The following is a 16361-nucleotide window of genomic DNA, read 5'->3' as shown; positions in this document are numbered from 1 at the left end:
TTAAATCGTCCTGAATACCAGCAATAACAGACAGGCAAAGACCGGTACTGCTGCTGTGAGGCTATCAATGCGGTCAAGGATACCACCATGACCGGGGATCAAGTGACCGCTATCTTTAATCCCTGCTTCACGCTTGAACATACTTTCAGTTAAATCGCCCAGCACTGAAGCCAGCGCAGCGACGACCGAACAGGTCAACAGGATAGCCGGAGCCACGTCCAGATTCGCCCACATGCCAAACAGCAAGGAGATAATCGCAGAAGTGAACAATCCACCAAAGAAACCCTGCCATGTTTTGCCCGGTGAGACTTTCGGAGCCAGTTTATGTTTACCAAACATTTTGCCAAACATATACGCGCCGGAATCCGCACCCCAGACCAGAACCATCACATACAACAACCAAATTGAGCCGGTGTAATGGTTGCTATCGTAATGCCAGTTACGCAGTACAATCATGCCCCAGAAAAACGGCACGATCGTCAACACACCAAATACCAGACGCAGTGTTTTTGAATTGCGCCAGATTGATGCAGAGCCTGGATAGAACAACACCAGTAGCAATGCAGCAAACCACCAGGCAAGTGATGCCCAGAGTGAGGCCTCAATCAGCGGTATGTGAACCGTACGCTGGTATTCAGGCAATGCAAACAACATCAGAGCCAATAACAGACCGCACAGCACTGCAAGCCATACACGTTGTGAACGCGCTTTAAAGCCTGCCAGTTGCCCCCATTCCCAAGCGGCGAGCATACAGACCACCAGGGTGGTAATAGCAAATCCTACAGGTGGGAGCCAAAATAACGCGGCAATAACCACCGGGATTAAAATAAACGCAGAAAGCAGACGATACTTCAGCAAAGGTGACCCCCAACAGGCTTACTCACCACCAGGTGCCGTGCCGCCAAAACGACGCTCTCGATTTGCAAAAGCATGTAGTGCACCTTCAAAGTCTTGTTCATCGAAATCAGGCCAAAGAACATCTGTGAAATAAAGTTCTGCATAGGCAATCTGCCAAATCAGAAAGTTACTGATACGATGCTCTCCCCCTGTCCTAATTACTAAATCTACGGGAGCCAGTTCATTCATGCAGATTTGCTGACTTAGCATCTCTTCATCAATCTGGTCTGGACGCAATAAGCCTTCCTGTACCTGTTCGGCAAGATGCCGCACTCCCTGAATAATATCCCAACGTCCACCATAATTCGCGGCGATATTGAGAGTCAAACCGGTATTGGTACTGGTGAGAGCTTCGGCTTTGTTAATACGTTCTTGCAGGCGAGCATTGAATCGACTGGTATCACCAATAATTCGTAGACGGACATTGTGACGATGTAAACTTTTGACTTCACTGTCTAAAGCCCACACAAATAACTCCATCAACGCGCTGACTTCTTGAGCCGGGCGATTCCAGTTTTCACTACTGAAGGCATAAAGTGTAAGCGCATCAATACCGTTATTTGCTGCAAAACTTACAGCTCGGCGTACAGATTTCGCACCCGCTTTATGACCAGAAATCCTCATCTTCCCCTGTCGTTTAGCCCAGCGTCCGTTACCGTCCATAATGATGGCAACATGACGAGCGCCATGGTCAGATTGTGATTCGCTTAATTGTTGGTTTGCAGACAACATAAGACGTAATTATTCCCAGATAAGGACTAAGCGGTACTCAGAATGATTTCAGCTTCTACATAAAAAAGCCGTGCTATAACACGGCTTACCTATCGTTCAGTCAGAAATTTTCGACCAAAAGATGGCGCAGACTATATCACTGAAGCACAAAGCTAACAAATGGAGGTACATCGGCTGAATAAATAATCATCGGGACGCGATACGTGTCACCAGATTTCGGGCAACCTCGCGCGCTTTCGCATCCACAGCAATCACATCGTCAACACTCTTTGGCTCCGTCAAATCAACACTATCCAATACGGCTCTGTTCAGGGAGGCAATCTCTGTGAATCGCAGTTGTTCGCGTAAGAAGGCTTCAACAACCACTTCATTCGCCGCATTCAGCACGGTGGTTGCGGCCTGCCCCTGCTCAAATGCATCCATCGCTAATTTCAGACACGGATAGCGATCATAGTCTGGTTCCATAAACGTGAAAGTGCCAATTTTACAAAAATCGAGCGGCTCAACACCTGATACGACTCGCTCTGGAAACGCCATTGCATGTGCGATTGGCGTCCGCATATCTGGGGCGCCTAACTGTGCCAGCACGCTGCCATCACGGTAGCGAACCATCGAATGGATAACCGATTGCGGATGTATCAGGACTTCCATTTGCTTCGCTGAAGCATTAAATAGCCAGCGAGCTTCAATATATTCGAGACCTTTATTCATCATAGTGGCTGAATCGACAGAGATTTTACGCCCCATCGACCAGTTCGGATGACTACATGCCTGGTCTGGCGTCATCGCCGCCAAATCACCTAATGCGGTCTCACGAAAAGGGCCACCTGACCCAGTAAGGATAATGGACGAAACGCCATTACTCTCAAGTTCAGCGTACCCAAGATTCTGTTGGATGGGTTCTGGTAAACTCTGAAAAATCGCGTTGTGTTCACTGTCGATAGGCAGCAACTGAGCGTGACTTCGCTGGACCGCATCCATAAAAAGACGCCCACAGGTGACTAATGACTCTTTGTTTGCCAGTAGAACCTGTTTACCTGCAGCAATAGCCGCAAGTGTAGGCAACAGCCCTGCAGCCCCCACAATCGCCGCCATAACCTGATTAACTTCATCCAGCGCCGCCATTTCACAAGCTGCTTGCTGCCCTGCCAGGACTTCGGTGCGACTCCCCTGCTCTTTCAGCAGACGACGCAATTCCCCGGCAGACACTTCGTCATCCATCACTGCCCAACGAGGCTTGAACTCCAGGCATTGCTCAGCCATTCGTGCGACATTTTTCCCGGCAACCAATGCCGTGACGGAAAACGTATCAGGATTATGACGAACAACGCTAAGGGTACTGGTACCGATAGATCCGGTAGAGCCAAGAATGGTCAGTTGCTTCATAAGACGCTCTGGAATTTTAGTATGAATAATCAGATAAAAAGTTTAACGCGCATAAAAACAAAACGCCGTAAACAATAACTGCGACGTTAGCCACAGCCTGCGTACGGCGTTTGATCCGTCATATTAACGGATTAGAACTGCATCAACTCAGCTTCTTTCTCAGCCAGGGCAGCATCTACTTTCTTGATAGCAGCATCAGTCATTTTCTGAACGTCATCCTGGGAGCGACGATCGTCATCTTCACTGATTTCTTTATCTTTCAGCAGGTTTTTAACTTTGTCGTTAGCATCACGACGAACGTTACGAACCGCAACACGTGCGCCTTCAGCTTCGCCACGTACAATTTTGATCAAGTCTTTACGACGTTCTTCAGTCAGCGCAGGCAGTGGAACACGAATGTCAGTACCTGCAGAGCTTGGGTTCAGACCCAGGTCAGAAGTCATAATCGCTTTCTCAACGGCCTGGCTCAAAGAACGGTCAAACACGTTGATTTTCAGAGTGCGTGAATCTTCAACCGTGACACTTGCCAGCTGGCGCAGTGGGGTTGGCGTTCCGTAATATTCCACAATGATCCCGTCCAGCAGGGACGGAGAGGCGCGGCCAGTACGGATTTTACTGATTTGGGTTTTGAATGCTTCTACGCATTTTTCCATACGCACTTCGGCATCTTTTCTGATATCGCTAATCACGTTACGAATCCTTGAAAACTGGTTTAGGGCAGACCACACTTCACGCCGCGATGCAGACGCTGCGAGCTAAGTATAGCCCTGTTTATTCATGGCGCCCGTTGGGGTTGCCTGTTACTCAAACTGTTCAGAGTATTTGAAACTGAATATTACCCTGATTAAGCATCGACTGAAATTAATCAGTGATTAATGTGCCTTCTTTTTCACCCATAACCACACGACGTAATGCGCCAGGCTTGTTCATATTGAAAACACGAATTGGCAATTTGTGGTCACGAGCCAGGGTAAACGCTGCCAGATCCATTACTTTCAGCTCTTTATCCAGCACTTCAGTGTAAGTCAGTTGCTCATAAAGCGTTGCGGTAGGATCTTTCACCGGATCGGCAGTAAATACGCCATCAACTTTAGTGGCTTTTAATACGACGTCGGCTTCGATTTCAATCCCGCGCAGGCACGCTGCGGAATCTGTGGTGAAGAACGGGTTACCCGTACCAGCAGCCAGGATAACTACGCGGTTATTTCGCAGCAAGCTGATTGCTTCTGCCCAGCTGTAGTTATCACACACGCCATTCAATGGAATAGCGGACATCAGGCGAGCGTTCACATAGGCGCGATGGAGAGCATCACGCATTGCCAGACCGTTCATGACAGTAGCCAGCATGCCCATGTGGTCGCCCACAACACGGTTCATGCCTGCTTTCGCAAGGCCTGCACCACGGAATAAGTTGCCACCACCAATCACCACCCCGACCTGAATGCCCAATTCAACCAGCTCTTTAATTTCCTGAGCCATACGATCAAGGATGCTAGCATCAATACCGAAGCCTTCGGTACCTTGCAGAGCTTCGCCGCTTAGCTTGAGCAGAATGCGTTTGTAGACAGGTTTTGCATTGGTAGCCATGATTCTTTCCTGGGAACAGTCAACGAATGGGGATGGTTAATTCAGGCGACATTGTGTCGCATATCAGCAAGTTCTGTATCAGAGCAGACTGATTTTTAAAGCCAGATAAAAAGGAACCGCCAATTGGCGGCTCCCTTTAAAAATTAAGACTGCTTGGACATTGCAGCAACTTCTGCTGCGAAGTCAGTCTCAACTTTCTGGATGCCTTCGCCCACTTCAAAGCGGATGAAGCCAGTAACGTCAGCATTGTGCTCTTTCAGCAGCTGCGCAACAGTTTTGCTTGGGTCGATTACGAAAGGTTGACCAGTCAGAGAAACTTCACCGGTGAATTTCTTCATGCGGCCTTCAACCATTTTCTCTGCGATTTCTTTCGGCTTACCAGACTGCATAGCGATGTCCAGCTGAACCTGGTACTCTTTCTCAACAACTTCAGCAGACACGTCTTCTGGCTTAACGAATTCTGGTTTGCTTGCAGCAACATGCATAGCGATTTGCTTAACCAGTTCTTCGTCAGCGCCTTTAGCAGCAACAACAACACCGATGCGAGCACCGTGCAGGTAGCTACCCAGAACATCGCCTTCCAGAACAGCAACACGACGAATGTTGATGTTCTCACCGATTTTAGCAACCAGTGCAACACGCTCTTCTTCGAACTGTGCTTTCAGCACTTCGATGTCAGTAACTTTGCCTGCAGCAGCAGCGTCCAGTACTTTGTCAGCAAATGCCTGGAAACCACCATCTTTAGCAACGAAGTCAGTCTGGCAGTTAACTTCCAGAATCACAGCATAGCCGTCTGCAATTTTAGTTTTGATCACGCCGTCAGCAGCTACGTTGCCTGCTTTTTTAGCTGCTTTGATCGCACCAGACTTACGCATGTTTTCGATTGCCAGCTCGATGTCGCCATTAGCTTCAGTCAGTGCTTTTTTGCAATCCATCATGCCTGCGCCAGTACGCTCACGCAGTTCTTTTACCAGAGCAGCAGTAATATCAGCCATTCTAAAATCCTCGGTTATCTCGTAGAGAGAGATAAGCCCTGGTCCACGGAACAGACGAACCCTGGCTCAAAATAAAAAGGGGGCCTGAGACAGGCCCCCTAACCAAACTATTCAATACCTGGTTAATAAGGGCTCAAATAAGAGCGAACCTTATTATTCAGCTTCTACGAAGCTTTCTTCTGCCTGAGAAGCCAGATCCTGAGAACGGCCTTCACGAACGGTAGCAGCTACAGCACCCAGGTACAGGGTTACAGCACGGATTGCATCGTCGTTACCAGGGATAACGAAATCAACGCCATCTGGATCGGAGTTAGTATCAACGATAGAGAATACTGGGATACCCAGGTTGTTCGCTTCTTTGATTGCAATGTGTTCGTGATCAGCGTCGATTACAAACAGAGCATCCGGCAGACCGCCCATATCTTTGATACCGCCCAGGCTGTTTTCTAACTTCTCCAGCTCACGGGTACGCATCAGTGCTTCTTTTTTGGTCAGCTTGTCGAAGGTACCGTCTTGGGACTGGATTTCCAGATCTTTCAGACGTTTGATGGACTGACGAACGGTTTTCCAGTTAGTCAGCATACCGCCCAACCAGCGATGGTTCACGAAGAACTGATCGCAGCTCAGAGCAGCGTCTTTTACTGGTTCGCTTGCTGCGCGCTTAGTACCAACGAAAAGGATTTTGCCTTTACGAGAAGAGATCTTGCTCAGTTCAGCCAAAGCTTCGTTGAACATAGGTACAGTTTTTTCAAGGTTGATGATGTGAACTTTGTTACGAGCGCCGAAGATGAAAGGCTTCATTTTCGGGTTCCAGTAACGGGTTTGGTGACCGAAGTGAACACCAGCCTTGAGCATGTCGCGCATGGAAACAGTTGCCATGTTTAAAACCTCTATATAAAAGTATGGGGTTAAGCCTCCACGTATCCCATATTACCGACCCCAAAGGGCACCCCGGAATATGTGTCGATACGTGTGTGTTATTTACACAAAGTGAGAGTGTTGGCTGTATCCGAAAAATCGGAATACAAGTCCGGCGCGCTTTATACCATAAAACAGACCCAGACACCAATAGTTGTTAGCAGAAAGCGTGTTCACCTATTCTCGATTTGGCACCGATCGCACGCCCTGATAACATTGCCATACACTTGCTTAATTATTGTCGATATTGACGACACCTGCGGATCGAATGAATGGCTATCTCAATTAAAACCCCAGAAGAAATTGAAAAAATGCGCGTTGCGGGCAGACTTGCCGCTGAAGTGCTGGAAATGATTGAACCTCACGTACAACCCGGCGTCAGCACTGGCGAGTTGGATCGTATTTGCAACGATTACATCGTTAACAATCAACAGGCGATTTCAGCCTGCCTGGGCTACCACGGTTTCCCAAAATCAGTGTGCATTTCTATCAATGAAGTCGTCTGCCACGGCATACCTGACGAAACTAAAATCTTGAAAGATGGCGATATCGTCAACATCGACGTTACCGTCATCAAAGACGAATACCACGGTGACACTTCAAAAATGTTCATCGTTGGCAAGCCAACAATTCTGGGCGAGCGCCTGTGCCGAGTCACGCAAGAAAGCCTGTATTTGTCGCTGCGCATGGTAAAACCAGGCATTCGCCTGCGTACCCTCGGTGCAGCAATTCAGAAGTTCGTTGAAGCGGAAGGTTTTTCTGTGGTGCGTGAGTACTGCGGACACGGTATTGGCCGTGTATTCCACGAAGAACCACAAGTTCTGCATTATGATGCTGATGACGGTGGCGTGGTGCTGCAACCGGGCATGACTTTCACCATCGAGCCAATGGTCAACTCCGGTGATTACCGCATTCGCACCATGAAAGACGGTTGGACGGTGAAAACCAAAGATCGCAGCTTGTCTGCACAATACGAGCATACTATTGTGGTGACAGATAACGGCTGCGAAATTCTCACTTTGCGTAAAGATGACACTATCCCAAGTGTAATTTCGCATAACGAGTGATTCGCCTGACAAAAGTCAGCAATTGAAGCCGGCTTATGCCGGCTTTTTTTATGGATGGCGATATGACCCAGAGCTTACCCGAGCAGTACGCGACCACTGTGCTTCCTGAGATTTCCGGGCAACCTGAATACCCCGTCAACTGGCCAGATTCAGAGTTCCATTGCAGCCAGATAAAAGCCCGTATCGACCTCTTCCAACAATGGCTGGGGAGCGCTTTCGACGACGGTATTTCTGCCGAAAAGTTGATGGATGCCCGCACCGAATTTATCGACCAACTACTACAACGATTGTGGCTGAAATACGGCTTTGGCGATGTGACTGAAACGGCCCTGGTTGCAGTAGGCGGCTACGGACGCGGGGAACTGCATCCTCTTTCCGACATTGATTTGCTGATTCTCAGCCGTAAACGTCTGACCGAATCACAAGCCCAGAAAATCGGCGAGCTGCTGACGCTACTTTGGGATGTGAAACTGGAAGTCGGCCACAGCGTGCGTACGCTTGAAGAGTGTTTACTCGAAGGTCTGTCAGATTTAACGGTCGCCACTAACCTGATTGAATCACGTTTGCTGATTGGCGATGTCGCCCTCTTCCTCGAACTACACAAACACATTTTTAGTGATGGCTTTTGGCCTTCGGCGAAATTCTTCGCCGCCAAAATTGATGAGCAAAACGAACGTCATCAACGTTATCACGGCACGAGTTACAACCTCGAACCGGATATCAAAAGTAGCCCTGGTGGCCTGCGCGATATCCATACCCTGCAATGGGTCGCACGTCGCCACTTTGGCGCAACGTCATTAAGCGAAATGGTCGGCTTTGGCTTTTTAACTGAAGCGGAACGAAATGAACTCGATGAGTGCCAGCATCTGTTGTGGCGCATCCGTTTTGCCCTGCACCTTGAAGTGAATCGCTACGATAATCGGTTATTGTTCGACCGACAGCTCAGCGTCGCCCAACGCCTGAATTACCACGGCGAAGGGAATCAGCCGATCGAGCATATGATGAAAGACTTTTATCGTGTGACGCGACGTGTGGGTGAACTTAACCAGATGCTATTGCAGCTTTTTGATGAAGCGATTCTCGCACTCGATGCCAGCGAAAAGCCGCGACCTCTGGATGATGACTTCCAACTGCGTGGATCACTTATTGATCTACGCGACGAAACGCTGTTTATACGCGAGCCGCAGGCCATTTTGCGCATGTTTTACTTGATGGTGCGCAACCGGGACATCACCGGCATATATTCAACCACGCTGCGCCATTTGCGCCATGCGCGTCGCCATCTCAAGCAACCCCTTTGCTACATTCCCGAAGCACGTGAACTGTTCCTCGTCATCCTGCGCCATCCGGGTGCCGTGAGCCGCGCATTACTGCCCATGCACCGTCACAGCGTGCTGTGGGCATATATGCCACAATGGTCACATATCGTCGGCCAGATGCAGTTTGACCTGTTTCACGCGTATACCGTTGATGAACACACCATACGTGTGCTGCTAAAACTGGAAAGTTTCGCCAAAGAAGAAACGCGCCCTAAACACCCTTTATGCGTAGATTTGTGGCCACGCCTGGCACACCCGGAGCTGATTCTGATCGCCGCGCTATTCCACGACATCGCCAAAGGCCGTGGTGGGGATCACTCGGTACTCGGCGCTCAGGACATCGTAAAATTTGCGGAGCTTCATGGGCTGAATTCTCGTGAAACACAGCTCGTCTCCTGGCTGGTACGCCAGCATTTGTTAATGTCCGTTACGGCACAACGCCGCGATATTCAGGATCCAGAAGTCATCAAGCAGTTTGCCGAAGAAGTCCAGACTGAAAACCGTCTGCGCTACCTGGTTTGCCTGACCGTTGCTGATATCTGCGCGACGAACGAAACCTTGTGGAATAGCTGGAAACAGAGTTTGTTACGCGAGTTGTATTTCGCTACCGAAAAACAACTCCGTCGTGGGATGCAAAACAGCCCGGATATGCGCGAGCGTGTCCGTCACCATCAATTGCAGGCGCTGGCATTGCTGCGTATGGATAACATTGACGAAGAAGCATTGCATAACATCTGGCGTCGTTGTCGGGCCAACTACTTCGTCCGCCATACACCTAATCAAATTGCCTGGCACGCCCGTCATTTGCTGAAACACGATCTAAGCAAACCGATGATTTTGCTCAGCCCACAAGCAACTCGCGGTGGCACAGAGATTTTCATCTGGAGCCCTGACCGCCCTTACCTGTTTGCTGCGGTTTGTGCAGAGCTGGACAGGCGCAATCTCAGCGTTCATGACGCGCAAATCTTTACCACGCGTGACGGCATGGCAATGGACACCTTTATCGTTCTGGAGCCAGATGGCAGCCCGCTTTCCGCCGATCGTCACGCACTTATTTGCCACAGCCTGGAACAGGCTATCACCCAGACCAGTTGGCAGCCGCCTCAACCACGCCGCCAGTCAGCAAAACTGCGTCACTTTACTGTCGATACCGAGGTGAATTTCCTACCGACACATACCGACAGGCGCACCTTCCTGGAACTGATTGCTTTAGATCAGCCTGGTTTGCTGGCGCGTGTGGGAGAAGTGTTTGCCGATCTCGGGATCTCGCTTTATGGTGCAAGAATCACGACAATTGGTGAGCGAGTAGAAGATTTATTTATAATCGCCACTGCCGACCGGCGTGCTCTTAATGATGAGTTACAACAGGAAGTACAGCAACGGTTGACAGCGGCCCTTAATCCAAACGATAAATAACAGTCTTTTTAATTTTGTCACAATCAGGAACAAGTCAATGCAGCAGCTACAAAACGTAATTGAAACCGCTTTCGAGCGCCGCGCCGAAATCACTCCGGCAAATGCTGATACCGTTACTCGTGAAGCGGTAAACCAGGTCATCTCCCTGCTCGACAGCGGTGCGCTGCGCGTTGCCGAAAAAATTGATGGCCAGTGGGTAACCCACCAATGGCTGAAAAAAGCCGTTCTGCTCTCTTTCCGTATCAATGACAACCAGGTTATTGATGGCGCAGAAAGCCGCTACTTCGATAAAGTGCCGATGAAATTCGCCAACTATGACGAAGCTCGCTTCCAGAAAGAAGGTTTCCGCGTTGTACCACCAGCAGCAGTACGTCAGGGCGCATACATTGCACGCAATACCGTACTGATGCCTTCTTACGTCAACATCGGTGCATACGTTGATGAAGGTTCGATGGTTGATACCTGGGCAACCGTGGGTTCTTGCGCGCAGATTGGTAAAAACGTTCACCTGTCTGGTGGTGTGGGCATCGGTGGTGTTCTGGAGCCGCTGCAGGCTAACCCTACCATCATCGAAGATAACTGCTTTATCGGTGCGCGTTCAGAAGTTGTGGAAGGCGTTATCGTTGAAGAAGGTTCTGTCATTTCCATGGGCGTTTACATCGGTCAAAGCACACGTATTTATGACCGTGAAACCGGCGAAGTACATTACGGCCGCGTGCCTGCGGGCTCTGTTGTCGTTTCCGGTAACCTGCCATCAAAAGATGGTAAGTACAGCCTGTACTGCGCTGTTATCGTGAAAAAAGTAGATGCCAAAACCCGTGGTAAAGTGGGTATCAACGAGCTACTTCGCACCATCGACTAAATACATACCCAAAATAATTCGAGTTGTGGGTAGGCGGCAAACTTACGAATCCCCAGGAGCTTACTAAAGTAAGTGACTGGGGTGAGACAGTGCAGCCAACACCCCCACAACTTGAAGTATGAAGGGTATAAATGTGTAAAAGGTGGGGTAACCCACCTTTTTAGCATCCGGGACTGGCGGAAAAAGAGTTTCCCGCTGATTATCTGTCGATTAATAGTATGGAAAAAGGTAACGCTATGTACGATAACTTGAAAAGTTTGGGTATTACCAATCCTGATGAAATCGATCGTTACAGCCTCCGGCAGGAAGCCAACAACGATATCCTGAAAATCTATTTCCAGAAGGATAAAGGCGAGTTTTTTGCTAAAAGCGTGAAATTCAAATACCCACGCCAGCGTAAAACTGTCGTTGCCGATGGCGTGGGCCAGGGCTACAAAGAAGTGCAGGAAATCAGCCCGAACCTGCGTTATGTGATTGATGAACTGGATCAACTTTGCCAACGCGATCGCACTGAAGTCGATCTGAAACGCAAAATTCTCGATGATCTTCGCCATCTGGAATCTGTGGTTGCTCATAAGATCAGTGAAATTGAATCCGATCTGGATAAGCTAACCCGCGGTAAATAAGCAGCCTGATGCCCTCACCCTCTCTCACGTGGAGAGGGTGCATTCACTAAAAACGGTAACCTTTGGGTTACCGTTTTGTATTTATTACCTCTGCTCGTCCAACTGCAATGCCACATAGAGCAACAATCTGTCGTCAAAATTCCCTAAATCTAAACCGGTTAATTCAGAGATACGGTTCAACCGATACTCAAGCGTATTGCGATGAATAAACAAGGCTTTGGACGTAGCCAGTGGCTGTACGTTATGACGAAACCATGCGCTGAGGGTACGCCGTAGTAGCCCGTTGTTATCCATTGATTTCAGTCGCGCTAAAGGACGTGCCAGTTCGTTTGCCTGCCAGCCACCGCGTAAACTATCCAACAGCACCGGCAACATTAAATCCTGATAAAAATAAGCGCGATTTTCCGGCATACGCTGCTTGCCGACCATCATGGTCGTGCGGGCAGTACGGTATGAACGTGCGATGCTACCAGGGCCAGTAAAATAATTTCCCAGCGCAACGCGAAAACGCAGCTGACCGTTTTCTTTCATGCGGCTAATCAACTGTTCAACGCGTTTACGGTGATCTTCTGCATCCCAACGGCCAAACTGGTTTAGCGCGGGTTTCAGCACCACCATTTCCGTTAACGATACAATCGCAATCAGGTTATTCCGCTCAGGTGTTGTCAGTGCGGTTTGCAACTGTTGCAACTCCTCCATCGCGCTGTCCACACCAAGCTGGCCGCTGTCGACTTCCACCACCGCAACCACTCTAGGCTGATTCAGGTCGATCCCCAAACGCTGCGCCCATTCACTCAGCGCGGGCGTATGTTCTTCAGCCTGGATTAAATTCATCACCAGTTCTTCGCGTAAGCGACTGTCTTGCGCCAGCAGGTGCATCAAGCGAGATTGTTCAAGCATCATCTCAGCGGTCATACACACCAGCTCACCGTACTTGCGCAGCGACTTTGGCTCGCCCGTCAAACCAATCACACCAACAATTTCACCGTCGATGCGCAATGGCAGGTTGATACCCTGACGCACGCCATGCAGATGCCGGGCAACCGCATCATCAATATCGACAACTCGTCCCTGAGAGAGCACCAGCAACGCACCTTCGTGCAATTCACCAATACGTTCTTTATCGCCGCTACCAATAATCCGCCCACGCGCATCCATCACATTAATATTGGTATCAATGATGGTCATGGTGCGCGCCACGATGTCCTGCGCCATTTTGGTATCAAGATGCCAGCCAGCCATGCTTCCTCCTGAGTCGTGCTAATGGACTAGCATAGGCGAGATGAATTGCCTCGGCATTGTGCAAATGCACAAAGCGCGAATGAAGAATATGGAGTTGTGGAAAGGCTCACAAAAAAGGGCCGCATAGCGCGGCCCTGATAGTTTTGAGTGTGACTCAGTGACGATTACTGCATCAGCAGGTAGATAGTGGTATCACCACGCTGAATGTTGAGTGCCATGACTGACGGTTTGGTGTCGAGAATTTTACGCAGCTCAGCAATGTTATTGACCACCTGCTGGTTCACACCAATGATGACGTCACCTTTTTTCAGGCCAATACGCGCAGCCGGGGTATTCGCTTTCACGTTATTAACGATAACCCCTTTCTCACCTTTACCACTGCGGTTGCTCATTTCAGCACCTTCAATACCGGTAAAGATGGTTGCTGAGTCAACCTGAGTCTGGCTGCTTTGTTGCAGTTCCAGATCCACGGAGACGGGTTTGCCATCGCGCAGCAAGCCAAGCGTCAGTTTGCTGCCAACTGGCATAGAACCGACTTCCGCACGCAGTGCAGCAAAGCTGCTAATCGGCTTACCGTTCAATGAAACCACCACATCACCGGCTTTAATACCTGCTTTTGCAGCCGAAGAGTTCGGCATAACCTGGCTTACAAATGCGCCGCGTTGTGCGTCAACCTTCATGGCTTTCGCCAGTTCAGAGTTCAGTTCGGTACCCAAAATACCCAGCTCGCCACGACGAACCTGGCCGAACTCAACCATTTGCGCGGTGAGGTTTTTCACCATATTGCTTGGGATAGCAAAGCCGATCCCGATGTTGCCGCCATCTGGCGCCAGAATCGCGGTGTTAATCCCGATCAGTTCACCGTTCAAATTAACCAGTGCACCACCGGAGTTACCACGGTTGATTGCCGCATCGGTCTGGATAAAGTTTTCATAGTTTTCAATGTTAAGGCCGCTACGACCCAACGCTGAAACAATACCGGAAGTCACCGTTTCACCCAGGCCATATGGGTTACCGATTGCGACGGTGTAATCACCAACGCGCAGTGCATCGGAATCAGCCATCTTAATCGCGGTCAGGTTTTTCGGATCTTGCAACTGCAGCAGCGCAATATCAGAACGTGGATCTTTACCCACGACTTTTGCCTCAAACTTACGGCCATCACTCAGTGAAACCTGAATTTTTGTTGCATTATCAACAACGTGGTTGTTAGTTACGACATAGCCTTTCGCTGCATCAATAATGACACCAGAACCAAGGGCTGCGAATTTCTGCTGTTGTGCACCACCCTGGGAACCCCCTTCAGCCGCACCCTCCTGGCAGAAAGGTGAACTCTGGAACGGTGAACCTTCCTGGCAGAACGGTGAGTTGTCACCAAAGAACTGCTGGAAGTTACGCCCCATGCGTGGCGTGTTAACGGTGGTGCTTCCTTCAACATTAATGCTCACCACTGATGGCATTACTTTTTCCAACATTGGCGCAAGGCTTGGCAACGGTTGCGCAGCCGTTGCGGTGGAAGAAGAAGCCGTTTCTGCGGCGATAGCGGATACAGGACCCAGCGCCAAACCCAGACTAAGAGCCAGCGCGCTCATTGCTAAAGTTGTTTTTTTCATCTGTATAAGTCTCAAGTTAATAAGTCACGCAAAATTGCTGTGTAGGCCAATATAGAGTGACAATTGAGGCGCTAAGTTCCGCCGATAAGTCACTGGAAAAAGTAAAAATTTATTGTCCGTCTTTACAAAACTCAATAACTCACTTATTCCACGGCCATTAAACGGCGATATTCATCCCAGGCGAATAAGTCCGTCATTCCACTGATATAATCCTGAATCAGACGACAGCGGTAGTAATATTCCCATATTGGGAAATGACTGGCTGACGGTGCTAAGTCATTGACGGCTTCGATATAAGCAAGCCGGTGTTTTGTCGATAATTTGTGGAATAACCGTGTCTCAATCGGTAGACGACGTAAACTTTCTTTTTCCACCAGTTCAGCAAAATCCTCGCAGGATATATTGAGTAGCGGACTGTAAATTTCAAGTAAACCACTAATGACACGATAACCCTGTAATTCGAGCTGCTCTACCTCCGGATGGCTAAACACATGTTTAAATGCCACTTGTTTATAGAGTTCCAACAAGCGAGCAAATGAGCTGTCATCTTCAAGAAGCGCGTGATTAAACTCCCCACTAAATATCTCATCCAGATTATCGATAAAACGTTGCGCGGCGTAAGGCACCAGTTGATTTAGCGTATTGACGCGCAGGTACATAAAGAACTGGTCTTCGGTACTGCGACGCATCTGATTTGAACGGGATTTCTCCCAGGCTTCATTCACCACTCGCTCAAAAAGATCGCCCTCGCAGCGCTCGCCCCAGGCATCACATAAGTGCTGATAAAGCTGCTCAACACTAAAGATGCGCTTCTCAACGGCATCTTCGAGATCCGCCACGCAATAAGAGATATCGTCAGCCGCTTCCATTATCCACGTCAGTGGAAACCGGCTGTACTCACCGAGCCCAAGCTCTGCACGCAGACGCACAATGTACGACTCTTCAGACAGATAAAAGCCTGGTTTCTTCATCAAATACGCATGGCTTTTTGGCGGTTCACCCACAAACCAGGCGGGACGGGTATATTTGAGAATGCAGCCAACCTGCGCCCAGGTCAGATTCATGCGTAAAAGGTTGTGCACCAGGCGAATACCTTGCGCATTCCCCTCAAACTGGCAAAGATCCTGGCGGACTTTACGGCGCAAACCATTCAACTGATCTTCGCCTTCATGCAGACGTAATGTTGCGACCCGGCAACGATCGTCGCTCCGCGGTTGGCTTCCCGCATCTCCCGGAAACAGGCGCTGACGGAACCAGTCATTTATTGCCGACTCGCCAAAATGACCAAACGGCGGATTGCCGATGTCGTGCATCAAGCACGCCATTTCCACGATGCTTTCAAATGGGCCAGTCAGTTCATGCAATCCATAGCGTTCAAGATCTTGCTGTTCTTTCAGGCGACTCAATATCTCTTTGGCGATATAGCGCCCGACTTGCTGAACTTCCATCGAGTGGGTCAAACGGGTGCGAACAGAAGCATTACGCTCCAGCGGAAAGACTTGGGTTTTTTGCTGCAAACGGCGGATTGCCGGAGAGTTAACGATTCGCCCGCGATCGCTTTCAAAAATACGCAGGATCTCATGCTCGTTCTTTTGTCCTTCGGGCGAACGGAAACGACGGTGCCAGTTAATTTTCTTGCGGAAATCTATTTCGCTCATGCCCACCTCTGTTCCATTTAAAGCCTCGCTGCCAGCCATGATA

The 16361-nt window shown here is 49.4% G+C and carries 14 protein-coding genes; 4 read left to right on the top strand and 10 right to left on the bottom strand.

Annotation, left to right across the window (positions count from 1 at the left end):
- The 7 genes from cdsA to rpsB form a co-directional block, all read right to left on the bottom strand.
- Entirely contained in the window at nt 1-858 is an 858-nt protein-coding gene (gene cdsA, locus BSPA111_RS19725; protein ID WP_183272835.1) for a phosphatidate cytidylyltransferase, read from the bottom strand.
- Between the two features lie 18 nt (nt 859-876).
- Entirely contained in the window at nt 877-1629 is a 753-nt protein-coding gene (gene ispU, locus BSPA111_RS19720; protein WP_183272834.1) for a (2E,6E)-farnesyl-diphosphate-specific ditrans,polycis-undecaprenyl-diphosphate synthase, read from the bottom strand.
- A gap of 186 nt (nt 1630-1815) precedes the next feature.
- The gene (gene ispC, locus BSPA111_RS19715; RefSeq protein ID WP_183272833.1) at nt 1816-3015 is read right to left on the bottom strand and encodes a 1-deoxy-D-xylulose-5-phosphate reductoisomerase; all 1200 of its coding nucleotides are present in this window, start codon (nt 3013-3015) and stop codon (nt 1816-1818) included.
- Between the two features lie 131 nt (nt 3016-3146).
- Nucleotides 3147-3704 (bottom strand): ribosome recycling factor, encoded by a 558-nt coding sequence (frr, locus tag BSPA111_RS19710; RefSeq protein ID WP_183272832.1) that lies wholly within the window; start codon nt 3702-3704, stop codon nt 3147-3149.
- A 172-nt stretch (nt 3705-3876) separates the two neighbouring features.
- Nucleotides 3877-4602, bottom strand: a complete 726-nt coding sequence (pyrH, locus tag BSPA111_RS19705) for a UMP kinase (protein WP_183272831.1) — start codon at nt 4600-4602, stop codon at nt 3877-3879.
- 143 nt (nt 4603-4745) lie between these two features.
- Entirely contained in the window at nt 4746-5597 is an 852-nt protein-coding gene (tsf, locus tag BSPA111_RS19700) for a translation elongation factor Ts (protein WP_183272830.1), read from the bottom strand.
- Between the two features lie 153 nt (nt 5598-5750).
- Nucleotides 5751-6476, bottom strand: coding sequence for a 30S ribosomal protein S2 (gene rpsB / locus BSPA111_RS19695; protein WP_183272829.1), 726 nt, complete (start codon nt 6474-6476; stop codon nt 5751-5753).
- Nucleotides 6477-6787: 311 nt separating this feature from the next.
- Between rpsB and map the strand changes: the two genes are divergently transcribed.
- The 4 genes from map to BSPA111_RS19675 all read left to right on the top strand — a co-directional run bounded on the left by map (nt 6788) and on the right by BSPA111_RS19675 (nt 11805).
- The gene (gene map, locus BSPA111_RS19690; protein WP_183272828.1) at nt 6788-7582 is read left to right on the top strand and encodes a type I methionyl aminopeptidase; all 795 of its coding nucleotides are present in this window, start codon (nt 6788-6790) and stop codon (nt 7580-7582) included.
- A 62-nt stretch (nt 7583-7644) separates the two neighbouring features.
- A complete protein-coding gene (gene glnD / locus BSPA111_RS19685) occupies nt 7645-10317 on the top strand; it encodes a bifunctional uridylyltransferase/uridylyl-removing protein GlnD (protein ID WP_183272827.1) in 2673 nt (890 codons plus the stop codon).
- A gap of 37 nt (nt 10318-10354) precedes the next feature.
- Nucleotides 10355-11179 (top strand): 2,3,4,5-tetrahydropyridine-2,6-dicarboxylate N-succinyltransferase, encoded by an 825-nt coding sequence (dapD, locus tag BSPA111_RS19680; protein WP_034461055.1) that lies wholly within the window; start codon nt 10355-10357, stop codon nt 11177-11179.
- Between the two features lie 236 nt (nt 11180-11415).
- Entirely contained in the window at nt 11416-11805 is a 390-nt protein-coding gene (locus BSPA111_RS19675) for a DUF3461 family protein (RefSeq protein ID WP_034493480.1), read from the top strand.
- An 84-nt stretch (nt 11806-11889) separates the two neighbouring features.
- On the opposite strand, the gene BSPA111_RS19670 is transcribed toward BSPA111_RS19675, so the two are convergent.
- From BSPA111_RS19670 to dgt, 3 genes are all read right to left on the bottom strand, one after another.
- Nucleotides 11890-13047 (bottom strand): CdaR family transcriptional regulator, encoded by a 1158-nt coding sequence (locus tag BSPA111_RS19670; RefSeq protein ID WP_183272826.1) that lies wholly within the window; start codon nt 13045-13047, stop codon nt 11890-11892.
- A 164-nt stretch (nt 13048-13211) separates the two neighbouring features.
- Entirely contained in the window at nt 13212-14660 is a 1449-nt protein-coding gene (gene degP, locus BSPA111_RS19665; protein ID WP_183272825.1) for a serine endoprotease DegP, read from the bottom strand.
- 143 nt (nt 14661-14803) lie between these two features.
- Nucleotides 14804-16318 (bottom strand): dGTPase, encoded by a 1515-nt coding sequence (dgt, locus tag BSPA111_RS19660; RefSeq protein ID WP_183272824.1) that lies wholly within the window; start codon nt 16316-16318, stop codon nt 14804-14806.
- Between the last annotated feature and the right edge of the window lie 43 nt (nt 16319-16361).

This window comes from Buttiauxella sp. A111 (genome assembly GCF_014189855.1).
Taxonomy (GTDB): Bacteria; Pseudomonadota; Gammaproteobacteria; order Enterobacterales; family Enterobacteriaceae; genus Buttiauxella; species Buttiauxella selenatireducens.
This window is presented reverse-complemented; position numbering and strand designations above follow the sequence as displayed.